Origin of the sequence: Bacteroides sp. AR20 (genome assembly GCF_964250605.1) — a bacterium.
Lineage (GTDB): Bacteria > Bacteroidota > Bacteroidia > Bacteroidales > Bacteroidaceae > Bacteroides > Bacteroides uniformis.
In genome coordinates, this window is record NZ_CAXUGK010000016.1 from 1 (window position 1) to 22,061 (window position 22,061).

General features: G+C 50.8%; 19 protein-coding genes. 9 read left to right on the forward strand and 10 right to left on the reverse strand.

Annotation, left to right across the window (positions count from 1 at the left end; all coding sequences use genetic code 11):
- Positions 1-498: 498 nt before the first annotated feature.
- The 7 genes from ACESTD_RS09700 to ACESTD_RS09730 all read right to left on the reverse strand — a co-directional run bounded on the left by ACESTD_RS09700 (position 499) and on the right by ACESTD_RS09730 (position 5,315).
- Positions 499-972 carry an N-acetylmuramoyl-L-alanine amidase gene (locus ACESTD_RS09700; protein ID WP_005831100.1) on the reverse strand — a complete coding sequence of 158 codons (474 nt, stop codon included), beginning with the start codon at positions 970-972 and terminating at the stop codon, positions 499-501.
- A gap of 46 nt (positions 973-1,018) precedes the next feature.
- Complete coding sequence (locus ACESTD_RS09705) at positions 1,019-1,120, reverse strand: smalltalk protein (RefSeq protein ID WP_005837396.1); 102 nt, start codon at positions 1,118-1,120, stop codon at positions 1,019-1,021.
- Positions 1,121-1,276: 156 nt separating this feature from the next.
- On the reverse strand, positions 1,277-1,789 hold the full coding sequence (locus ACESTD_RS09710; RefSeq protein WP_005837397.1) for an HU family DNA-binding protein: 513 nt from the start codon (positions 1,787-1,789) through the stop codon (positions 1,277-1,279).
- A gap of 252 nt (positions 1,790-2,041) precedes the next feature.
- Complete coding sequence (dnaB, locus tag ACESTD_RS09715) at positions 2,042-3,421, reverse strand: replicative DNA helicase (protein WP_057097972.1); 1,380 nt, start codon at positions 3,419-3,421, stop codon at positions 2,042-2,044.
- Positions 3,411-4,067 carry a hypothetical protein gene (locus tag ACESTD_RS09720; RefSeq protein WP_005831106.1) on the reverse strand — a complete coding sequence of 219 codons (657 nt, stop codon included), beginning with the start codon at positions 4,065-4,067 and terminating at the stop codon, positions 3,411-3,413. Before ACESTD_RS09720 ends, dnaB begins: the two co-directional genes overlap by 11 nt.
- Positions 4,068-4,254: 187 nt before the next feature.
- Positions 4,255-4,557 carry a DUF4248 domain-containing protein gene (locus ACESTD_RS09725; protein ID WP_022400565.1) on the reverse strand — a complete coding sequence of 101 codons (303 nt, stop codon included), beginning with the start codon at positions 4,555-4,557 and terminating at the stop codon, positions 4,255-4,257.
- A 320-nt stretch (positions 4,558-4,877) separates the two neighbouring features.
- Positions 4,878-5,315, reverse strand: a complete 438-nt coding sequence (locus ACESTD_RS09730) for a hypothetical protein (RefSeq protein ID WP_057097918.1) — start codon at positions 5,313-5,315, stop codon at positions 4,878-4,880.
- A 536-nt stretch (positions 5,316-5,851) separates the two neighbouring features.
- Here ACESTD_RS09730 and ACESTD_RS09735 point away from each other — a divergent pair.
- The 8 genes from ACESTD_RS09735 to ACESTD_RS09770 all read left to right on the forward strand — a co-directional run bounded on the left by ACESTD_RS09735 (position 5,852) and on the right by ACESTD_RS09770 (position 15,346).
- Positions 5,852-7,873 carry an LruC domain-containing protein gene (locus ACESTD_RS09735; RefSeq protein WP_057097919.1) on the forward strand — a complete coding sequence of 674 codons (2,022 nt, stop codon included), beginning with the start codon at positions 5,852-5,854 and terminating at the stop codon, positions 7,871-7,873.
- Positions 7,874-8,018: 145 nt separating this feature from the next.
- A complete protein-coding gene (locus tag ACESTD_RS09740; protein ID WP_005837403.1) occupies positions 8,019-8,498 on the forward strand; it encodes a hypothetical protein in 480 nt (159 codons plus the stop codon).
- Positions 8,495-10,726: an adenosylmethionine--8-amino-7-oxononanoate transaminase gene (gene bioA / locus ACESTD_RS09745; RefSeq protein WP_195326061.1), complete on the forward strand. Its 2,232-nt coding sequence runs from the start codon at positions 8,495-8,497 to the stop codon at positions 10,724-10,726. The genes ACESTD_RS09740 and bioA overlap by 4 nt, the downstream gene beginning before the upstream one ends.
- Positions 10,727-10,849: 123 nt before the next feature.
- Positions 10,850-12,040, forward strand: coding sequence for an 8-amino-7-oxononanoate synthase (locus ACESTD_RS09750; RefSeq protein WP_373158829.1), 1,191 nt, complete (start codon positions 10,850-10,852; stop codon positions 12,038-12,040).
- 6 nt (positions 12,041-12,046) lie between these two features.
- Entirely contained in the window at positions 12,047-12,736 is a 690-nt protein-coding gene (locus ACESTD_RS09755) for a pimeloyl-ACP methyl esterase BioG family protein (RefSeq protein ID WP_057097921.1), read from the forward strand.
- Positions 12,721-13,497, forward strand: a complete 777-nt coding sequence (gene bioC / locus ACESTD_RS09760) for a malonyl-ACP O-methyltransferase BioC (protein ID WP_005831129.1) — start codon at positions 12,721-12,723, stop codon at positions 13,495-13,497. Before ACESTD_RS09755 ends, bioC begins: the two co-directional genes overlap by 16 nt.
- Positions 13,497-14,144 carry a dethiobiotin synthase gene (gene bioD, locus ACESTD_RS09765; protein WP_005831133.1) on the forward strand — a complete coding sequence of 216 codons (648 nt, stop codon included), beginning with the start codon at positions 13,497-13,499 and terminating at the stop codon, positions 14,142-14,144. Before bioC ends, bioD begins: the two co-directional genes overlap by 1 nt.
- 29 nt (positions 14,145-14,173) lie before the next feature.
- Positions 14,174-15,346 carry a glycosyltransferase gene (locus ACESTD_RS09770; RefSeq protein WP_373158830.1) on the forward strand — a complete coding sequence of 391 codons (1,173 nt, stop codon included), beginning with the start codon at positions 14,174-14,176 and terminating at the stop codon, positions 15,344-15,346.
- A gap of 5 nt (positions 15,347-15,351) precedes the next feature.
- On the opposite strand, the gene ACESTD_RS09775 is transcribed toward ACESTD_RS09770, so the two are convergent.
- Both ACESTD_RS09775 and ACESTD_RS09780 read right to left on the reverse strand, forming a co-directional pair.
- On the reverse strand, positions 15,352-16,596 hold the full coding sequence (locus ACESTD_RS09775) for an ABC transporter permease (RefSeq protein WP_055288607.1): 1,245 nt from the start codon (positions 16,594-16,596) through the stop codon (positions 15,352-15,354).
- Positions 16,597-16,704: 108 nt separating this feature from the next.
- Positions 16,705-17,904: a pyridoxal phosphate-dependent aminotransferase gene (locus ACESTD_RS09780; protein WP_008664735.1), complete on the reverse strand. Its 1,200-nt coding sequence runs from the start codon at positions 17,902-17,904 to the stop codon at positions 16,705-16,707.
- Positions 17,905-18,166: 262 nt separating this feature from the next.
- Here ACESTD_RS09780 and ACESTD_RS09785 point away from each other — a divergent pair, with 262 nt between their 5' ends.
- The gene (locus ACESTD_RS09785) at positions 18,167-19,402 is read left to right on the forward strand and encodes a fucose isomerase (protein WP_005831144.1); all 1,236 of its coding nucleotides are present in this window, start codon (positions 18,167-18,169) and stop codon (positions 19,400-19,402) included.
- Here ACESTD_RS09785 and ACESTD_RS09790 read toward each other — a convergent pair whose 3' ends face one another.
- Positions 19,403-22,006, reverse strand: a complete 2,604-nt coding sequence (locus ACESTD_RS09790) for a PAS domain-containing sensor histidine kinase (RefSeq protein WP_008664738.1) — start codon at positions 22,004-22,006, stop codon at positions 19,403-19,405.
- Between the last annotated feature and the right edge of the window lie 55 nt (positions 22,007-22,061).

Genomic DNA, 22,061 nt, shown 5'->3' on the forward strand with positions numbered 1-22,061 from the left:
CTTTTCAGAAAGCGGATGCAAAGGTAAGAACTTTAAAGCATATCTTCCAAATATTTTCGGAAGTTTTTTTTATTTTTTCTTTTTCCTGTATTTTCAAATCCTTTAAACAAGGATAAGAAAAGCAAAACAAGAAAAGTTCTTTTTCTTTGCGAGTCGGACTGCAAAGATAAGGAGAATTATTAATAAGTTCCAAATGTTTTTCGAAAAATATTTTTATCTCTTTTTATTTCTCTGTGTCACCTTCCACACTTCTGTTTCAGTATTTCAATCTTACCACTTTCCTTCTCTTGGAAAGCGGGTGCAAAGGTATAGGATTTAACAATACAAGCCAAACATATCTATCATTTTTTTTAATAAAAATGAAACTTTTTTGTAACTTACTGATTCATAAATGCATTTCGCATGAACAATTTTGAAGAAAGGAAAAAGAGAGAAAATAACTATACATTATATATATACGTGCGCGCGAAGAGCACGAAGAAAGAGAATAAAAACATTTTATAAGCATGCCGGATTGGGTGGTGGCGGTTCTGTCAGTATAGTCGCCGCATCAAAGCAGGGACATTGTTTCACCCACTCTTCCGGCTCTATCTCCCCGTTATGGTTCAGGTCGGGGCTCAGGTCGCGGTGACCGCAAAGCCGGGAACCGGGATAATCCTTCAGCAGCAGCAACACAAGCACATGCAGGGAGTGCTTTTGGAAAAGGGTGCGTGTATCGGCAGGGCGACCGCACTCGTCAAGACCGCCTTCGTAACAGACACCGATGCTACCTGCATTCCAACCCCGGACATGGGCACCAGGCAGGGACAAGGGACGCAGGGACTTGATGTCACCGTTCTTGCGGATATAAAAATGATAACCTGCGCCGGAGAAGCCCCGGCGCAGGTGGTCTGTCGTCAAGTCGTGCTCCGTATAGCAGCGGTCGCAGCGGGTGGCGGAACAATGGACGACGATAAGATTGATGAATCTCATGAGAATTAAAAATTAGAAATTAAAAATTAAAAGTGAAGGAAACCCGCTACACTGTCATGGCATGGGCGCTCAGGGCACCAATAAGCGCGGAGGCTACAGCGATTATCACTTTCAGAATCTTATCCCAAACAGATGATTTTGTACTCATAAAATTAAGGATTAATAGTTAAGAATTAATGGTTAAGGATTAGTGATTAAGGATTAAGGGCTAATGATTAATGGTTAATCATTAGGGATTGATTAGCGATAAGCGATTTGCTTGTGTTCATTAACCATTAATCACTAACCCTTAATCATTCCTTCTTTATCCCAGCGGATTTTCGCCCTGGTCGCCGTCGTCGCCGGAGCCGCCTCCGGAACCACCGCCTTGATTGCCGCCGCCGGAGCCGCCCTCCTCGGGCTTGTCGAGCACAAAGCCCACATTCGCCGGGCTGCGGGTCACGGCGGTACTGCCGTTCACCAGCTTCAGCTCCTTGTCGGGGATAAAGCGGATATTCACCTTCGAGATATTGCGCACCGTACATTTGTCCGAGGCCTCCATGCCGGGACAGCGGAACGTCATGTGGAAAGTGCCCAGCTGGTTCAGCTTCACCTTGTCGCCATTGGCAAGGTTGCCTTGAATCTCCTCCACCAGGGCTTCGATGACGTGCTTCACGTCGCCCTTCGTCATGGCACAGTTTTTCTGAATGGAGGCGGCAAGGACATCGATGTCCACGGTGCCGCAGGTCTTGGGTTTCTGACGGAGATAGTACAACATGGGCGAAGCCGGGTTGCTCACGATTTTACGGCGCTGGAAGCGCTCTACAATTACATCCATAAATTTAAAAAGTTAAGGTTTAAGTTAAGAAAAATGAGTTATAAGAGAGAAGTGGGTAAGGGAAGGGATAGGGCGCCCGAATCAATGATTATTCCTTTTCTTAAGCACATTACAAAGATACAACATTAAGAAGCGGAAGTCAAGTGTTTTGCCATTTTTTTTACTACAAAAAACACGGAGACACAGAGTTTTTCAAGCAATAAGAAAAATCTCCGTGTCTTTGTGTCCCTGTATTCTATAAATTTCCATCCATCACTTTGCATTCCTCGTCAGCCACTCCAATGGTGGTATGTAGTCCACCAGTTTTGTCATGCTTTGGTTATGATGGAAATAGACTTCACCGGTTTTGCCATTACGGTGCTTGGCTATGATGACGATGCCCAGGCCATCGGTGGGATAAGTACTCTTCTTATCGACGGTCTTGCCGTAGAGGGCAGGGCGGCAAAGCAGCATTACCATATCCGCATCCTGCTCTATGGCGCCGCTCTCGCGCAGGTTGCTCAAGGTGGGGCGATGGTCTATGGTACCGTCGCTCGCCCGGTTCAGCTGGCTCAGCAGCAGTACGGGGATATCCAGCTCCTTGGCCAGCAGCTTTGCCTTGCGGCTTGCCTGCGCCACTTCCTGCTCGCGGTTACGGTTTTTCTGGTCACTCCTCATGTCACATAGTTGCAGATAGTCCACAATCACCATGTCACAGCGATTCTTGCTCTTCAGCAGGCGGGCGGAAGAACGCACGCGGTCCATGCTCGTCATCGGATGGTCGTCTATCAGTATGGGCAACCGCGACAACTCGGCAGACGCCTCATGCACCTGCCTCACCTCGCCGGGGGTGAGCTGGCCGCTGCGCAGGTGTTGCGGGTCTACCTCCTCCGTAGCTGCAAGCAGCCAGCGGTCGCCCAGGCGCTCGCCTTGCATTTCGAGGCTGAAGACCACCACATGACGCCCCGCCATGGCAGCGGCACGGGCCAGGTGGAGGGCAAAGGCGGTCTTCCCCACCGACGGACGGGCAGCAAGGATGTTCAAGTCGCCGCGCTGCCAGCCCGCCGTAACGTGGTCCAGAGCGTCAAAACCCGTAGGGATACCCGTAATACCGTTGCATCCGTGCTCCATACGCTGCTCCACCTCGGCCAGCGTGTCGTCCATCAGCCGGTCTATGGAGCGAAGGTGGTCGGCTACGCCGCTCTCGTCCTCCAGCCCCTCCAGCAGTCGATGGGCTTCCACCAGAATGTCGTCAATATCCATCGACTCGTCGGCACTGAACGCCAGCAGTTGCTGGAATCCCGTACGCATGATACGCCGCGTGTGCAATTGCCTAAGGATGAGCGCATGATACTCCAGATGAGCACTGGAGCTGACCTTCGAGCTGATGCGTAACAGTTCGTAAGGCCCGCCCACGGCATCGAGTTTGCCACGGGCTGCCAGTTCGTTCTTCAGCGTGATGGTATCTATGGACTTCGCGCTGCGATACATCGATTGCAGGGCGGCAAAAATTTCCAGATTCTTCTCCTCGTAGAACATCTCAGGACGAAGTTTGTCCGCCACCAGAGGCATGGCAGCGCGCTCTATCATGCAGGCACCGATGACAGCTTCTTCGAGGTCACTGTCGTGGGAAAAAGTAGTTTCAGTCATCATATTCATTTTCAAAAGATTTGTCCGCCAGATAGGTGGCGGCTTGTTTACAATATTTTTGGTTGTTCAGATGGTCGTAATATTCGTCGATGTTGTCCAGTGCCCGCTGTTTCTCGCCTGCCGTCAATTTTTTCCATTCGCGACGGGCCCGGCCGATGTTTACCTTGGGATGCTCGGTGATGTCATGAAACTTTTCCCAGAAGATGCAGAAGTCCTCTCCCACCCCAGCCACCGGCGCTGCCTTCTTCTTCCGCGGGGCTGCTTTAGGACGGGCATTGCCAGTAAGGAAATCATAATCGGGGATACGGATGTGCATCACGTAGGGGTTGGCCACCCGCTCCACGATGCCGGCGTCGAACATCTTGTTGAAGAAGTAGCGCGTACGGTTGCGAGGCCACCCCAATATCTCCATCCAGCGAGCCAGGGAAAGTACGGACTCGCCACGTACACAGTCGAAAAGGTGTCCCCTGACGTTGCAGGTCACCGTGCTGTAGTTGACGTGTGTCAGCACAAAGACAAAGGCTTCGAAGGCATCGGCGGCTTTCTCTCCGGTTTTCATATTCATTTGTTCCTCAAACAAGGCTTTGGGGAAGAGGAGATAGCCTTTCTTCAGCATCTCCGTTGTCATGGGTCTCATTTCTTTTTCCATTTTTGTCTATTCTTAATTCGATAATGCGACAAAGGTAAGGGACCAGCCAGGGGGATACAAATAAGCAGTTAGAATCGGCTAAAAATTAATGAAATACATAAGGTGGCGAGAGAGGGTTTCACCTCATCCTCCACCACCCTATATAATAATATACTAAAATAATCAGAATGTATTAGAAATACATTCTCTATTTCGCATATTTTTTAGAGACCAGAAGATACGGATTTTTCACGGCCATATCCTTCACGTGGTCGGGCATCCCCCAGTAGCTCAGGAGGATGCCTATCTGTACGGGGGTGAGGTGGGCAGTCCTGGCGGTATAGCCCTGGTCCGTCAGATCCTTCAGCAGGCAAGCGTGTTCCGCAATGGAACGGCGCAGGGCCTTTACGGCCGAGCAGGCATACGCGTAGTTTGGGTAATAGGCCACTGCCACATCTGCAATGCGATGGCATCCCTCGAGCAGCCATTCAAAACTTTGTTCTTTTATCATTTTGCATATATTTATTAATAAAACATGTTGCAAAGTTAGAATGGGAGGGAAAACTGGGAAAGTTCGAGTGGCAATAAGAAAACTTGCTCAAGAAAAATGAATGTGTCAAAACGGTTGATGACACACCCTCACTGTCTTATTGATAAAAGCAACACTTTCATACTATAATAGGGAAGCACACATTTTGCGTATTTCATGTAACTTATCGGTCAGCGATTTTTCTTTAAGAGAGACAGCCATATTATATCTCGCCTGCCTATTAACGAGGAGTTCCGCACTAATCCCTAAGGCTGCTTCTACCATAAGAGCGAAGTCACTGGTTACATCTCCCTCTCCCTCTTGAAGTACCCCAGCACCGTGGCCGGTGTGAGACAGCAGCGTTCTACGCTTTTCAGGCGGCTCTGAAAAGTATATCGGGAGCATAGCACAAGGCAGAACCAAGTATAGTTCAAGCTACGGTGCAAGCGGTGCTGAAGGTGGTCGAAAAAACGGGAAACACGGGCAAAGAAGCTAGCGATACGCTCGCGGGGGACAAAACGGGAAGGCTGTGCGGCAGCATTACGGGAGCGCTTGGCGGTACGTTCCATCTGTGCAAGGGTATACTCCAGTTGCTCGATGTCATTGCGGGTGTTCTCCATGGTTTGTTCCAATTTCTCGCGTCGTGCCTGCTGCTTGGTATATCGTTCTTTTCTGTCAGCGATTCGATTTTTGAGGTCTTCTGCGGTGAGGTTTATTCCTTTGTTCTGGATTGATTTCATTATAAACGTCTGTTTTATAGTTGTTTGTCTGTATATAAGTTCACGAAAACACATCATCCGTCTGCACCGAATGCATAATGCATAAAGGGCAAACGGATGATATATCAGGAGCAAATGTACGATGAATATTGCAGATAAAGTTCTTAATGACCATTAAGTCTTGTTATAAAACATGATATTATCTACTGCAAATTTGGAGATTATCAGAAAACACGTACCTTTGCAATGTGTTTTTCATAGTATTAGATTTAAGGTTAACAAAAGATTGGCTGTCTGGGATAGATAGCCTTTTTTTTATGCCCGCACCATTCGATTCATCCAATTAGTATCAATTCACTTTATACAACTTTTTAACCCACCAAAAGTGTTTTTAAACCCCAAAAGTTGTAGATTATAAATACTATGTTTATATTTGCAACATGAAAAAAGCGCTCGAGAAAATGTAGTATCTACAACTCGTCTGTGAAGTAGGTGGCGGTTGTGATATAGACAGCGTTCATAAGACAAACAAGCAAGCAATCTATAACAATAAAAATATGAAAGTTAGACTTATGACGAAAGTTAGTGCTGCAACCCTCATTTCAGCAATTGCCTGCAGCATATTCACGGGATGTACCGAAAAAGACCTATACAATCCCGAACGTGGAAAAACAGAACTAAAGCCGGAGAGCGAATACTTTGACTTTGCAACAACAGCCCAGGTAGCTTTTGACGTGAATTATGGAAAAATCGCAGGAGGCGCATTAATAGAGGTGTTTACAGAAGACCCCATCACCTATCAGACAAACAACCTCTACTCCATCAACGGCGAAGCGGTTTTTAAAATCTTTGCAGATGCAGACGGACGCTTCACCGGCAACGTAGAACTGCCCAAAGCGACAGAAAAGGTATATATCATCTCACAAAGTTGGGGAGCCCCCATGTATGTGGAAGCAGATGTGGAAAATGGCAAAGTGGTGGTAGATATGACCGAAAATAATGCCAACACCCGCTCAACTGCCATGACACGTGCAAAATCCAACCTGACTATCGACCTAAAGGATAGGAAGGAACGGGTATACTCCATCGTTGGATGGGGACAATCTCACGGTGAGATTATTGATAATAATGACATTGTAACTACGGGAAATTTCAATGACGGAACTTTAAAGCAGTTACAACACACACTGTGGAAAGGTTATGACAGCAAACCCAGCAATCTGGACAACAGAGCTTTGGTGAGCGATACAAAGCATGTGAACACCACCATTGCCCAAGCATATATCAACAACCAGGGACAACACGTAACGATTACCGATGCAGAACTGTATCTGACCTTCCTGACCGAACGTGCCGGTTACCTGACTTCCATCGGCTATTATTACTACAAGACCAATGAAATTCCCAACAGCCCTGACAAGGTAGACAAATTCATTATCATTCCCAATGCATCCATTGCAGGAGACGACCCGTATACCGGATGGTCTGGAAGTGGTAACAAATATTCCCGATATGACGCTCCCATACAGAAGAATACAAAAATACAACTTCTGTATCAGGACGAAAACGGTAATGTCTCCACCAAATTCCCGGCAGGATATACCATAGGATATTTCATCATCCCCAATGGATATACCCCCAATAAAGGTATCGACTACTCTATAAATTATATATATTCCAATAAAGAATGGAACAAGATATATGCAGGCCAACAAGCTCGCTTTATCTCCCTCTCCACCAGCAACGGCACGGTAGTCTACGGAGTAGAAGATGGCGATGATACCAGCTACGAAGACATACTGTTCTGTATCGATGCCAACCCCAATGAAGCCATTCAAGACCCGGACCGTCCGGTCATAGACCCGGAAGAGCCTACGGTGACGAGCTCCGAAACAACCTACCGCACGTATGCCTACGAAGACATCTGGCCCAATGGCGGTGACTATGACTTGAACGACGTGATTATCGAACACAAACGGGCCATTTCATTCAACAGCAACAATTATGTGCTGAAGGTGGAAGACACCTTTGTACCCGTACAGCAAAGTGGTGCCGCCACATACTCCAACGCATTTGCCGTGCAATATGTGGCCAGCCAGCGAGGCAGCATAGAACTGCCTGCCGGAGCAGTCGATGAAACAGAGACCTCTTCTGTCATCCTATTCCCCGATGCAAAGTCTGTGCAGGGCAACGAATTTACCGTAACCCGTACATTTGCAGACAACACATTGCCTAAGAAGAATCTGGAGAGCGACTTGAACCCGTTCATCATTGCCCAGTATACAGCCGGAGCCGACAACCGGACAGAAGTGCATCTGCCCAAGAAGAAAGCGACCGGTAAAGCCAACGCAAAGCAAATCGGAGCCGAAGACGATGCCTACTACATCAACAAGGACGGCAAATATCCATTCGCCATCATGCTGCCGGCCACAACCGGCACGGAAGGCCCCATCCGGTTCACTCCGGCAAAGGAAACCGTACGCATCGACCTGGAGTATCCCGATTTCGCCAAATGGGTAGAGTCCAATGGTGCCACCAATAATGACTGGTATCTCTACTACCAGTCGTCCAAAGAGTGAAATCCTACGACATTCCTTAAAGAAGAGCCGCGCAATAGTTGCATTTGCGCGGCTTTTTCATGCATGACCATTACCGTTATGAAATTATTTTTTCTACATTTGCATCCGCTAAAAGGAAACAAAACCGCATCAGGCTGAAAAAAACATGAGGAATACATCACCCGCCGCACCTACCATCCGCTTCCGCCGCTGGAGCAGAAAAGCCTACGCTGCATTTGCCAGCATAGGACGGTGTGTCACCATCGGTTGCCTGCGCAAAAGCGTGGCAGACAGCTCTCTGTCCAAACAGAAGACTGCGGGAACCGCCGGACATGCCGGATGCGGGGAAGAGAGTACCTGGAAAGGAGAAACGGAAGGAAGGGAAACCGACACCGGCATTCCGCTGGGTAGCAGCAGCGTCCTGACAAGTATCCTCACGGAGCCGGGAACGAACCGGCACATTCTTTTTGAAACACAATTCATCCGCCCCTGCGGGAATACGGGCGGACAAGACACATATAGCCTGAAACAAAAGAGAACAAGAGGTACGGATTACCGGAAGCCATGCAGCAGAATGACGAGCTGCACCGCCCCGGCAATCCGTACCTCTGTCTTTATCCATGAACATAACCCAAGAAAGATATGACCCTACAGAAATTAAAGGAACAAGTGCTGCGCGGCAGCCACATCAGTAAGGAAGAAGCCGAATGGCTGGCTGTGCAACCCGACAAGGAAGCGCTATACGAAGCTGCCCACGAGATAACCCGGGCCCGAGCCTCGGAGGAGTTCGACATGTGCTCCATCATTAATGCCAAGTCCGGACGATGCCCGGAAAACTGCAAGTGGTGTGCACAGTCGTCGCACTACAAAACCCAGGCAGACGTGTACGACCTGGTGGACAAAGAAGAATGCCTGCGGCATGCCCGGCATAATGAAGCCCAGGGCGTGGCACGTTTCTCGCTGGTGACCAGTGGACGGAAGCCCTCCTCCAGAAACATGGAGAAACTGTGCGAAGCCGCCCGGCACATGCGCCGGCACTCGTCCATCCAGTTGTGCGCATCACTGGGACTGCTCAACGAAGACGAAATGCGGGCACTGCACGACGCAGGCATCACCCGCTATCACTGCAACCTGGAGACAGCCCCCTCCTACTTTCCCCAACTGTGCAGCACGCACACGCAGGAAGAGAAGCTGCGCACCCTGCAAGCCGCCCGCAACGTAGGCATGGACATCTGCAGCGGCGGCATCATCGGTATGGGCGAGAGCATGGAGCAACGCATCGAATTCGCCTTCACACTGCGCGAGCTGGAAGTACAGTCCATCCCCATCAACCTCCTGAGCCCCATCCCCGGCACACCGCTGGAACGGCAGGCGCCACTCAGCGAGGAGGAAATACTGACCACCATCGCCCTCTTCCGCTTCATCAACCCGACAGCTTTCCTCCGCTTTGCCGGAGGACGCTCGCAACTGAGCAAGGAGGCCGTGAAGCAAGCGCTGCACATCGGCATCAACTCCGCCATCGTGGGCGACCTGCTGACAACGCTCGGCTCGAAAGTGTCGGAAGACAAGGTGCTGATAGAAGATGCCGGATACCGGTTCTGCGGCTCGCAGTTCGACAGAGAGCACCTATGGCACCCCTATACCTCCACCACCAACCCGCTACCGGTGTACAAGGTGAAGCATGCCGAAGGCGCCACCATCACCCTGGAAAGCGGAGAAACACTCGTAGAGGGAATGTCGTCGTGGTGGTGCGCCGTCCACGGGTACAACCACCCTACACTGAACCGGGCGGCAGAGGAACAGCTGGGCAAGATGTCGCATGTGATGTTCGGAGGGCTGACACACGACCCTGCCATTGAACTGGGCCAGTTGCTGCTACCGCTCGTCCCGCCGTCCATGCAGAAGATATTCTATGCCGACTCGGGCTCGGTGGCAGTAGAGGTGGCCTTGAAAATGGCCGTGCAGTACTGGTATGGCAAGGGAAAGGCGAAGAAGAACAATTTTGTGACTATCCGTTCGGGCTATCACGGGGATACATGGAATGCCATGTCTGTCTGCGACCCGGTGACGGGCATGCATTCGCTGTTCGGGGCATCATTGCCGATGCGCTATTTCGTGCCGCAGCCGCGCTCGCGCTTCCACGGCGAATGGGATGAACGGGATACGGTGGAACTGCGGAAACTGGTAGAGGAGCATCACGAGGAACTGGCAGCGCTTATCCTCGAACCTGTGGTGCAGGGCGCTGGCGGCATGTGGTTCTACCACCCCCAGTACCTGCGCGAAGCGGCACAGATATGCAAGGAACATGGCCTGCTGCTGATATTCGATGAGATAGCCACGGGCTTCGGACGGACGGGAAAACTCTTTGCCTGGGAGCATGCGGGTGTAGAACCGGACATCATGTGCATAGGAAAGGCCATAACGGGCGGATACATGACGCTGTCCGCCGTACTGACGACGAATGAAGTGGCGGATACCATCTCCAACCATACGCCGGAGGTGTTTATGCACGGACCCACCTTTATGGGAAACCCACTGGCATGCGCCGTAGCGTGCGCTTCGGTGAAGCTGCTGACCTCGCCCGAATACGACTGGCAAGGCAAGGTGACTCGCATCAGCCGGCAACTGCAAGAAGAGCTTGAACCGGCACGCCGATTACCGCAAGTGACGGATGTACGTGTGCTGGGAGCCATCGGGGTGATTGAGACAAAAGAACCCGTAGACATGGCGTGGATGCAAAAACGCTTCGTTGAGGAGGGAATCTGGGTACGCCCGTTCGGAAGATTGGTATACCTGATGCCTCCGTTCATTATAGAGCCGGAACAGCTGAGGAAGCTGACGGGGGGATTGATGAAAATTATAAGAATGTGCTAATATGCTAATGTGCCAATTGGCTGCGCAATGTTTACGCTGCGCTATCACGCCGCAGGTCATTGGCATATTAGCACATTGGCACATTAGCACATTAAAACCACATTGGCACATTTTAAAAGAATTATGAATGCAATAGAATATATGCAGCAAGAGCTGCAAACATTGAAAGAACACAGCAACCTGCGCCGCCTGCCGCAACTGACACACGAGGGACGCACGGTTATAGCCGATGGCCGGCATATGCTGAACCTTTCGTCCAACGACTACCTGGGCCTGGCTGCCGACCGCCAGCTAAAGGAAGAATTCCTGCAGACACTGACACCGGACACCTTCCTGCCGACTTCCTCCTCCTCCCGCCTGCTGACGGGGAACTTCGGGATTTACGAAGAACTGGAGACGGAACTCGCCACACTTTTCGGCACAGAGACAGCACTGGTGCTCAATAGCGGCTATCATGCCAATATGGGGATTCTGCCCGCCGTGAGCGATGCACAAACCCTAATACTGGCAGACAAGCTGGTGCATGCCAGCATCATCGACGGCATCCGCCTATCCACCGCACGCTGCATCCGCTTCCGCCACAACGACCTGGTGCAACTGGAACGCCTGCTGGAACAACACCATGCAACATTCCGGCAATTGATTATCGTCACAGAAAGCATCTTCAGCATGGACGGTGACCAAGCCGACCTCACGGCATTGGTGCGTTTGAAAAAAAGATACTCCAACGTACTGCTCTATGTGGACGAAGCCCATGCATTCGGCGTAAGGGGACTGCGCGGCCTGGGCTGCGCCGAAGAAACCGGATGTATCCGGGATATAGATTTCCTCGTGGGCACCTTCGGCAAGGCGGCTGTGTCTGCCGGCGCATACATCGCCTGTTGCCGGACGATACGCGAGTATCTCGTCAACCGGATGCGAACCCTCATCTTCACCACGGCATTGCCTCCGACAAGTATTGCCTGGACACTGTTTATCGTGCGGAAACTTGCCGGAATGCAGGACCGCCGCGAGCATCTGGCAAGAATCAGCCGGACGCTGCGCGAAGCATTACAAGCCAAGGGGTACGGATGCCCTAGCGCAAGCCATATCGTCCCCTTGATTATCGGCCCCAGTGCCGACACTGTGCTGTGCGCAGAGTTGCTGCAGAGGCATGGGTTCTATGCACTGCCGGTACGCCCGCCCACAGTGCCCGAAAGGACATCACGCATCCGCTTTTCGCTGACGGCAGACATACGGGAAGATGAGATTGGAGAACTGATACCCCTTATTCCCCTAAAGGAAGAGAGGAATACTAACGCTATACGATTCTAAAAACAGATGAAACAAAGTTACATTATACACGAGCATCATCCCCGGCTATTGCTGTTCTTTGCCGGCTGGGGAGCCGATGAGACGCCTTTCAAAATGTATCGTCCGGCAGCCAGCGACTTCATGGTGTGCTATGACTACCGCACACTGGATTTTGACGCCTCCGGACTGGAAGAATACCGCGAAATCAACCTCATCGGCTGGTCTATGGGGGTATGGGCGGCTTCGCAGACCGTGCCACAGCTCTCATCGCCAGGTACGTCCGGCGAAGGTATCCATATGGCAAACAGCATCGCCATCAACGGAACGCCCTACCCCATAGACCAGCATATGGGCATTCCACCCGCCATCTACCACGGGACATTGGACGGACTGACTGGGGCTTCACTGCACAAATTCCTCCGCCGCATGTGCGCCAACGGAGCAGCCTTCAAAGCTTTCCTGGAAATCACCCCCCGCCGTCCGCTGGAAGAGTTGAGAGATGAGTTGACGGAGATTGAGAAGATGTACCACACACTGCCTGCTGCCACCTTCCATTGGCAGCAGGCAGTAACGGGAGGCAACGACCGCATCATTCCACCAGCCAACCAGCTGCAAGCCTGGGAAATACTCGGCACCCCCGTACTGCAAACGGAGGATACCCACTACCAGGAAGAGTTATTCAGACATTACCTGCAAGACCTATGGACAAGCCACTGAACCCGATGGACAAACAACTGATAGCCGCCCGCTTTGCCAAAGCCCGGAATACCTATACCCGGGAGGCCCGCGTGCAGCAACAAGTCGCCGAGAAGATGATGCAGCTCATAAAGGAACCATACACACGTTTCCGCCGTGTCGTAGAGTTTGGCTGCGGAACGGGAAGCTACTCACGTATCCTCCTCCACACCTTGCAACCGGAAGCTCTGCTGCTGAACGACTTGTGCCGGGAAATGGAGGAGTGCGTCAAGGAACTTTGCGACGGCACTACCGTGCAGTTCGTCCCCGGTGATGCCGAAGCCATCGACTTCCCCGGAGAAACCGACCTGATAACCTCGTGCTCCACCCTGCAATGGTTCAACGACCCAGGTGCTTTCTTCACCCGCTGCCACCAAGCACTGGTGGCAGACGGCCTGCTTGCCTTCAGCACCTTCGGCGCCACAAACATGCACGAAATACGCCAACTGACTGGGCACGGGCTGGACTATCTCTCCGTTGAGGAGCTGCAAGCCCTGCTGTCTCCCGGTTTCGATATTCTTCATGCCGAAGAAGAGGTGATATCCTTGCCCTTCCCCACTCCCCAGGCAGTGCTGAAGCATCTGAAGCAAACCGGAGTCACGGGTACGGAAAAAAGGATGTGGACGCGTAGTCGCCTGCAATCCTTCTGCAAAGAATACACAACCCGGTTCAGTGATGCCGCAGGCAACGTAAGCCTGACCTATCACCCTATTTATATCATCGCACGAAAAAAAACAAAATAATGGAAACAAAAAACATCTACTTCATCAGCGGCATTGATACAGATGCCGGAAAAAGCTATTGCACCGCCTGGTACGCCCGTGAGCTTATGCAACGCGGCCTGCGCGTCATCACCCAAAAATTCATCCAGACCGGCAACACCGGTCATTCCGAGGACATCGACCTGCACCGCCGCCTCACCGGAACCGGCTACCTGCCGGAAGACAAAGAGGGGCTGACCATGCCCGAGATATTCTCCTATCCCTGCTCTCCCCACCTCGCCGCCCGCATAGACAAGCGCCCGATAGACTTCGGAAAAATAGAGCGTGCCACCAGGGAACTTTCCCATCGCTATGATACCGTGCTCGTAGAAGGCGCCGGCGGTCTGATGGTTCCCCTTACCGAAGATTTCCTGACGATAGACTACATTGCGGAGAAGCAGTACCCGCTTATCTTTGTCACCTCCGGAAAGCTGGGCAGCATCAACCACACCCTGCTGAGCTTCGAAGCCATCAAGAACCGGGACATCGCGCTCGATACGGTACTCTACAACCTCTATCCCACGGTAGAGGACAAGACTATCCAGGAAGACACGATGAAATACATCAAGCAGTATTTGTCCAAGCACTTTCCCGGAACAAAGTTTGAGGTAGTGCCGGAAATTGTGTAAATTTGCAGCACATAAACGTCCTACTGCACATGGAAGCATTTACATTAGATTCAACTGAAATTATCGTACTCGCTACGGCGGGTGGTCTGTTCCTTATTCAAATTATCTACTACCTCTGTCTCTACAACCGTATTCATGCGCGCAGCCGTGCCGTGAAGCAGGGAGACACGCACTTCACCCAGGAACTGCCCCCCATATCCGTCATCATCTGCGCCCGCGAGGAATCCGAGAATCTGCACCGCAACCTGGGCGCCGTGCTGGAGCAGGACTATCCCCAATTTGAAGTCATCGTCATTAACGACGGCAACACCGATGAGAGCGAGGATTACCTGACCATCCTCGAGGAGAAATATCCCCATCTCTACCACAGCTTCGTACCCGATTCCTCCCGTTACATCAGCCGCAAGAAGCTGGCCGTAACGCTTGGAATCAAGGCCAGCAAATATGACTGGCTGGTGTTCACCAATGCCAACTGCATGCCCCAAAGCAACCAATGGCTGCGACTGATGGCACGCAACTTCACATCACGTACCCAAGTGGTGCTGGGATACAGCGGCTACGAACGCGGCAAAGGCTGGCTGCACAAACGGGCGGCATTCGACAATCTGTTCACTTCCATGCGCTATCTGGGATTTGCCCTGGCAGGCAGCCCCTACATGGGCATCGGGCGTAACCTGGCCTACCGGAAGGAACTCTTCTACCAACAGAAAGGATTCTCCGCACACCTCAACCTGCAACGGGGAGACGACGATTTGTTCATCAACCACGTGGCTACCCCGGAGAACACGCGGGTAGAAACGGATGCCAATGCCATTGTGCGCATGCAGCCGCTTCTGCGTACCAAGGACTGGAAAGAAGAGAAAATAGGCTACGCCTCCACAGCACGGCTGTATCATGGAATGCAACGCTGGCTGGCCGGTTTTGAGACCCTGACCCGCCTGGCATTCCACGCATCCTGGATAGCCGCGATGGTCATCGGCATTCTGCACTTCCACTGGCTGGCAGCAGGCGTCGCTTTTCTTTTGTTCCTGTTCCGTTTCACCATGCAGGCAGTCATTGTCAACAAGACTGCCCACGACCTGGAAGAACAGCGCAGATATTACTTCACACTACCGGCTTTCGACCTATTGCAGCCGATACAGTCTTTACGTTGGAAATGGTACTGTCTGTTCCGCAAGAAAAGCGGTTTTCTGAGAAAGTGATTCTCTTATTCGTAACGGATGGAAGTTGCCGGATGGATGCGTGTAATCAGGAATGATGGGCCCAGCAACATCAGGACCGAAGCCAGCAATGTGCCGGCATTCAGCAGCAGGAACAGCCAGATATTGAAAGATACCGGAACAGTAGCCATGTAATAGGTTTCAGGGTCGAGCTTGAACAAGCCGGACCAGCGCTGCACGAAATAGAACGCAAGGCCGATTATGTTCCCCCAAAGCATGCCTTTCCCAATGAGGAAGACCGAAAACCAAAGGAAGACTTTACGGATGGTAAAGTTATTGGCTCCCAAAGACTTCAGCACGCCTATCATGGAGGTACGCTCTATGATGATAATCAGCAGGCCGGATACCATGGTGAACCCCGCCACTCCAATCATCAGAATGAGAATGACCCAGATGTTGACATCCAAGATGCCCAGCCAGGCAAAGATTTGGGGATTGAGCTGCTCTACATTGCGGACGCAATACTCGGCACCATAGCGGTCGGGATTCTCGTCCGTATCGACAGCTATCTCATAGGTGGTTTCTTCCAGCTTGTCATAATCGCGTATTTCCAGCTCCACACCGCTCACCTGGTCCGGCTCCCAGTTGTTCAGGCGATTCACCAAATAGAGGTCGGTAAGCAGGAATAGGTTGTCGTATTCGGAGAAGTTGGTTTGGTAGATACCTACAATCTTCAGGCGGCGGGCACGCACATCGTCCTGGATGAAGTAGGTGTCTATCTTGTCACCGAGTTTCAATTGCAGCTTGTTGGCAAGAGACTTTGAGATGACTACGCGGTTGGACGAAGCAGAATCGCTGAATTGCGGAAACTCCCCCTCCAGCAGATGGCGGTGGAAGAAGGTGCTATCATACTCCTGCCCCACACCTTTCAGCACCATTCCCTGAAAGGCATCGGCGGTCTTTATCATCCCCGGCTTGGTGGAGTAGCGTTGTACATGCTTCACTTCGGGATAATCGGAAAGCGCAGCCATCATGCTGTCGCCCACCACCACCGGGCGCGTCTCATAAGAGCGTGCAGCATCCAGGTTGCCTATCTGGATATGGGCACCGAAACCCACGATTTTATCCCTTACCTCGCTCTTGAAGCCAACAATGACGGACACGGCAATAATCATCACCGCCAGTCCGAGAGCAATACCCACCATGGCAATAAGGACAGCCGGACGGGAAACTTGCTTGCCCGGCTCCGAGTTGCGATAAATGCGCAACGCTATAAAGCGAGATAAGTTCATGGGCCATTATTTTTTAGGCGCAGATTACACGGAAGATTTGAAACAAACGTCTTTATCTTAAGTTTTCCGTGTAATCCGCGTAATCCGCGCCTAATGAATTATTTCATTTTATTCGGTTCGTCCCGGATAGGCTTCCAATGCTTTTTGCAATACAAACAAGGCGCGGTTCAAGTCATCTTTCTTCAGTACGTATGCGATACGCACTTCGTTGCGACCGGAACCCGGCGTAGTATAGAATCCGGAGGCAGGCGCCATGAACACCGTCTGTCCCTCGTACTCGAACTCCGACAGACACCAGGCACAGAACTTGTCCGAATCATCTACCGGAAGCTTTGCCACCGTATAGAAGGCTCCCATCGGGATGGGCGAATATACGCCCGGTATACGGTTCAATCCGTCAATCAAGCATTTACGGCGTTCTACATATTCATCGTATGTGTCGCGCAGATAATCCTCATCGGCATCCAGCGATGCTTCTGCGGCAATCTGGCCAATCAACGGAGGACTGAGACGCGCCTGGCAGAACTTCATGACAGCATCCCGGATTTCCTTGTTCTTCGTTATCAGGGCACCGATGCGGATGCCGCACTCCGAATAGCGCTTGGACACGGAATCAATCAGCACCACATTGTTCTCAATGCCCTCCAGATGGCAGGCAGAGATATAGGGAGAACCCGTATAAATAAATTCACGGTACACCTCGTCCGAGAAGAGGAACAAATCGTACTTCTTCACAAGGTCGCGAATCTGGTTCATTTCACGGCGTGTATAGAGGTAACCCGTAGGATTGTTGGGATTGCAAATCAAAATAGCACGCGTGCGCTCGTTAATCAACTCCTCGAACTTCTCTACCTTGGGCAACGAGAAACCCTCTTCGATGGTCGTGGCAATGGTGCGTATCTTGGCTCCGGCAGAGATGGCAAACGCCATATAATTGGCATAGGCCGGCTCGGGAACAATGATTTCATCCCCCGGATTGAGGCAAGCCAGGAAAGAGAACAACACCGCCTCCGAGCCGCCGGAAGTGATGATGATGTCGTCTGCAGTCAGATTGATATTGTACTTTGCATAGTAACCCACCAACTTCTCTCGGTAACTGCGATATCCCGCACTGGGACTGTATTCCAGAACTTTCCGGTCGATGTTCCGTATCGCTTCAATCGCGACTTCCGGAGTAGGCAGGTCGGGTTGACCGATGTTCAGGTGAAATACATGTATACCCCTCTGCTTGGCAGCATCTGCCAGAGGAGCCAGTTTTCTGATAGGAGATGCGGGCATCTCCATTCCGCGAATAGATATTGTTGGCATGAGGTTTATTTACTATTTGACGATTTATGATTTACTATTTAATAGAGTATTTATAGGTGATATTGCTATCACTTTATCATTAAAGTTGCAAATGTAGCGAATTATTTGAAACCAAAAGGAAGGCAAGACCATAAAAACTTTAAAAAACTTATCTATCGTAAAAACTCTATGATATGTAAACAGAAACTTGTATCTTTGAAAAAGCAAACGAGCCAAGTAGAATCAATTGTAAATAGTAAATAGTCAAATAGTAAATAACACCATGGTCATCAACCTTATAACTTTTGCTTCCATACTGCATAAACAAGCATCAGTCCGTAGCTCCCACGAAGTGATATTGACTGAATTGGAAAAATACTTTACCGTCAACTTCATTGATTACAAAGACATAGACAAGTTATCACCCGATGACTTCAGTATTATATTCATTGCCACCGGAGGTGTGGAACGGCTGGTAATCCAGCATTTCGAATCCCTTCCCCGCCCCGCCATCCTCTTGGCAGACGGCATGCAGAACTCACTGGCCGCCGCTCTCGAAATATCTTCCTGGCTGCGCGGCCGGGGAATGAAAAGCGAGATTCTTCACGGAGAGCTCCCCGAGACCATCAAGCGTATTTTTGTCCTGCACAGCAATTTCGTGGCACAACGCAGCCTTTTCGGCATGCGCATCGGCGTAATGGGCACTCCGTCCAGCTGGCTCGTTGCCAGCAATGTGGATTATCTGCTTGCCAAACGCCGCTGGGGTATCGAGTACACAGACGTCTCATTGGACCGCATTTATGAATACTACGGACAGATAACGGACGACGAGGTGGGCGAAGCATGCGCCGGACTGGCAGGAAAAGCGCTTGCCTGCCGAGAGGCAAGCCCCGAAGACATGATAAAAGCCATGCGGCTGTATCGAGCCATCAAGAGGATTGTAGAGGAAGAGCGACTGAGCGCCATTACCCTCAGCTGCTTCCGCCTGATAGACCAAACGGGAACCACCGGCTGCCTTGCCCTTGCCTTGCTGAACGACGAAGGAATCATTGCCGGATGTGAAGGCGATTTGCAATCCGTCTTCACCATGCTGGCCGTAAAAGTGCTGACGGGGAAAAACTCCTTCATGGCCAATCCTTCCATGATAAATGCCCGTACCAATGAAATCATATTGGCACACTGCACCATCGGCATCGCACAAACGGAGCAGTTCATCATACGCAACCATTTTGAGACGGAAAGCGGCATCGGTATTCAGGGAATCCTGCCGACGGGAGATGTAACCATCGTAAAATGCGGAAGCGAAAGCCTGGACGAATATTACTTGAGCACCGGCACGCTTGTTGAGAATACAAACTACATCAATATGTGCCGCACCCAAGTGCGGATAAAAATGAACTCCCCTGCCGACTATTTCCTCAAGACACCGCTGGGCAACCACCACATCATGCTGTATGGCAATTACGAGGATATATTGGAAGAGTTCCTGCAAGCCAATGCCTGCAAACGGATTGAATGATTACTCGTTCGCATCCGGTATCACCACCTCGAAACGCGTTCCTTTTCCCAACTCTGAGGAGACCGAGATAGAACCATGCAGGCGGTCTACGATGGTCTGGCAAATGCTCAGCCCCAAACCGGCGCCCTGCGTAAAGCTGTCTTCTTTGTAAAAGCGTTCGAAGATATGTTTCTGGGCGTCTTCAGAGATACCGCTTCCCGTGTCTTCGACAAAGATGGTGGTATATCCTTCCCGGTTCGTGACATAGCCGAAGGTGATGCTGCCCGTTACCGTGAATTTCTTGGCATTGTTTATCAAGTTGTTCACGACCTGCTTCAAGCGGACGGAATCGGTGATGACCAATTTGTCTTCCCCTTCCGGAATCTCTATACGCAGCTCTACATCCCGAGGCATACTCAGACGCTGGGATTCATGGACCTCCTGCATGATAAACGCCAGGTTGAATGCTCCGAACTTAAAGTCCATCGTGCCCGATTCTATGCGCGAGAGGTCCAGAATATCGTTTATCAACGCCAGCAGCAATGTACAGTTGATGTTGATTGTTTCGACGAACTGCTTTACCTCTTCCGGAGAAAAAGCGTCCAAATCCTTCAACAAATCCGAGAAGCCGACAATGGCATTCAAAGGGGTGCGTATCTCATGGCTCATATTGGCAAGAAACGCAGATTTGAGCTTGTCGGCCTGCAAGGCACGGTCACGTGCGGCAATCAAGGCCTCTTCCGTATCCTTGTAACGCTGGATGCTCTGGCATACTCCCAATACCATGTATGGGGTATCAACCGTCAGTCCGTCATAAGCGGTACTGCGGAACTCCCACCATTCATAGCTCCCATCCGCACTCTTCAACCGGAAACTCATCCGTGAATTGATTTCATTGCCCAACAGAATGGCATCAAAATTCCTGCGCGTATGCAGCAAGTCTTCCGGATGTATAAGGGTGTCCATCTCATCACGTGCCAGCAAGTCCGTATCATCGGTATACCCGAAACGGCGCAGCAATCCACCCGGGAAATGGAAACGGTTCATATGCATGTTGTACTGCCACGGATAAATGGAGCTTTCCTCCACCGCCATATTGAAGAAGCGTCTCTGCATCTCTTCTTCGGAGATATTGCGGCATACAATCGCCATTCCCGTCATCTTTTCATTGGCAAAGATAGGTACTACCTCGCCGGAAACGGGGAAATACGTTCCCTGATGGTTTTCCTGCATGAAGGCTTTCTCCGGAATAGAAATAGGTCTCTTTCCGGTACGTACTTTCTTCAACAAGTCCTGCAGGATGTTTTCTCCATTCATGTAAATCCTGAAAATGGAGCCGGCCATCTGCCCTTCATAGAAACGGGACGTATAGGTTTCGGAAGAAAGTCCCAACATCTGTAACAACGGACGGTTGACAAAATGGATGCGCAGGTCGGTATCATACGTAATCAAGCCGTCGCGAATGGAACAGAAGATATTGTCGAACTCGTCGCGCTGCTCCACCAGGCGGTGCTGTATCAACAAGCGGGTCTGGGCATGTATGCGCTTACGCGACTCCCTGCGGTTGGCACGGAAAAGCCAGGCAACCAGCAGCACCAATGCCCCGACAATCAGCGAATAGAACAGAATGAACCAGACACGGTAACGCTCCATCAACGGTATATTCAAAATGATGCCCTTGCTCTCCGCACGGTTCGTGTCCACACGGAAAAACTGCAACTGTTTGTAATCGAACAGCAACTTGCCCCCAAAGTCCTTTACTTCCAATGAGGCGGGTGACTTGCCCTTCAAAATACTTGCAGCCTGCCGGCCGGCAGCAAAAGCATCCTCTCCGGGAACGGCATCATACACACACAGAACACCGTTCGTCATAGCCAGGTTCTGGCTGGTAAACACGGGGGCCTTCAACTTCAAGGAAAGAAAGGGAATCCATTTGGGAGCAATGACAATATGCTTGTAGGCATTGTAGTCATAGCAAATGGAAGTGATGATAGAGTTCAAGGACTTGGCCTGCACATTCAGCACTTTCAACTCATGCTCCGGATAGTTGCTCTTTATGCGTTCCCAGGATTCCTCCACAGCCTTAACCCCTTTAAGGCTCAGGAAACTGCTGTCGGACAGACAGACCAACTCCCTGCGGGAAGGAAACATGCGGACAGCCGCATCCAGCAAGACATCGAAATCCGTTTTCGAAACATAGCCGGAGACGTTGGGCATTCTTTCAAAGACTCTCTCATCCGGGTATTTGATACCCGAAACCACTACCGGTATCTGATAAGGCAGGGAATCACCGCAATGGGTCAATGTGAAGAAAGCCTCATCGCTGGAGGTCACAATCAAGTCCGTTTTCCGTTGCCTGGCACGCTCGCAGATGCGGCGCATGATGAAGCACTCGGAAGCGAAAGACCAGTAATCGGCATTCAGATATTCAGTAGTGATATTGGCTTTAACTCCCCCCTTGTCCAGTCCGTTCTCCAAATTTTCTGTCAGAAGGCTGTGCCAAGGAGTATTTTTTGTATAGGACTGTATGAAAAGTACATTGTACGTACGTTCCGTAGCCGAAAGTGTTCCCGACATCAACCACAACAAGCCTGCAAACAATGGAAAGAAAAGGCGTTTCATCATAATATAGATTTTGTATACTCAACGCAAAACTCTTATTCGTCACGCAAATATACAA

What these genes read in the sequence shown, in the direction of transcription:
- ACESTD_RS09700 (WP_005831100.1), bottom strand. Translation starts at nt 972, where the DNA reads ATGAGATTCATCAATCTTATCGTCGTCCATTGTTCCGCCACCCGCTGC.
- ACESTD_RS09705 (WP_005837396.1), bottom strand. Translation starts at nt 1,120, where the DNA reads ATGAGTACAAAATCATCTGTTTGGGATAAGATTCTGAAAGTGATAATC.
- ACESTD_RS09710 (WP_005837397.1), bottom strand. Translation starts at nt 1,789, where the DNA reads ATGGATGTAATTGTAGAGCGCTTCCAGCGCCGTAAAATCGTGAGCAAC.
- dnaB (WP_057097972.1), bottom strand. Translation starts at nt 3,421, where the DNA reads ATGATGACTGAAACTACTTTTTCCCACGACAGTGACCTCGAAGAAGCT.
- ACESTD_RS09720 (WP_005831106.1), bottom strand. Translation starts at nt 4,067, where the DNA reads ATGGAAAAAGAAATGAGACCCATGACAACGGAGATGCTGAAGAAAGGC.
- ACESTD_RS09725 (WP_022400565.1), bottom strand. Translation starts at nt 4,557, where the DNA reads ATGATAAAAGAACAAAGTTTTGAATGGCTGCTCGAGGGATGCCATCGC.
- ACESTD_RS09730 (WP_057097918.1), bottom strand. Translation starts at nt 5,315, where the DNA reads ATGAAATCAATCCAGAACAAAGGAATAAACCTCACCGCAGAAGACCTC.
- ACESTD_RS09735 (WP_057097919.1), top strand. Translation starts at nt 5,852, where the DNA reads ATGAAAGTTAGACTTATGACGAAAGTTAGTGCTGCAACCCTCATTTCA.
- ACESTD_RS09740 (WP_005837403.1), top strand. Translation starts at nt 8,019, where the DNA reads ATGAGGAATACATCACCCGCCGCACCTACCATCCGCTTCCGCCGCTGG.
- bioA (WP_195326061.1), top strand. Translation starts at nt 8,495, where the DNA reads ATGACCCTACAGAAATTAAAGGAACAAGTGCTGCGCGGCAGCCACATC.
- ACESTD_RS09750 (WP_373158829.1), top strand. Translation starts at nt 10,850, where the DNA reads ATGAATGCAATAGAATATATGCAGCAAGAGCTGCAAACATTGAAAGAA.
- ACESTD_RS09755 (WP_057097921.1), top strand. Translation starts at nt 12,047, where the DNA reads ATGAAACAAAGTTACATTATACACGAGCATCATCCCCGGCTATTGCTG.
- bioC (WP_005831129.1), top strand. Translation starts at nt 12,721, where the DNA reads ATGGACAAGCCACTGAACCCGATGGACAAACAACTGATAGCCGCCCGC.
- bioD (WP_005831133.1), top strand. Translation starts at nt 13,497, where the DNA reads ATGGAAACAAAAAACATCTACTTCATCAGCGGCATTGATACAGATGCC.
- ACESTD_RS09770 (WP_373158830.1), top strand. Translation starts at nt 14,174, where the DNA reads ATGGAAGCATTTACATTAGATTCAACTGAAATTATCGTACTCGCTACG.
- ACESTD_RS09775 (WP_055288607.1), bottom strand. Translation starts at nt 16,596, where the DNA reads ATGAACTTATCTCGCTTTATAGCGTTGCGCATTTATCGCAACTCGGAG.
- ACESTD_RS09780 (WP_008664735.1), bottom strand. Translation starts at nt 17,904, where the DNA reads ATGCCAACAATATCTATTCGCGGAATGGAGATGCCCGCATCTCCTATC.
- ACESTD_RS09785 (WP_005831144.1), top strand. Translation starts at nt 18,167, where the DNA reads ATGGTCATCAACCTTATAACTTTTGCTTCCATACTGCATAAACAAGCA.
- ACESTD_RS09790 (WP_008664738.1), bottom strand. Translation starts at nt 22,006, where the DNA reads ATGATGAAACGCCTTTTCTTTCCATTGTTTGCAGGCTTGTTGTGGTTG.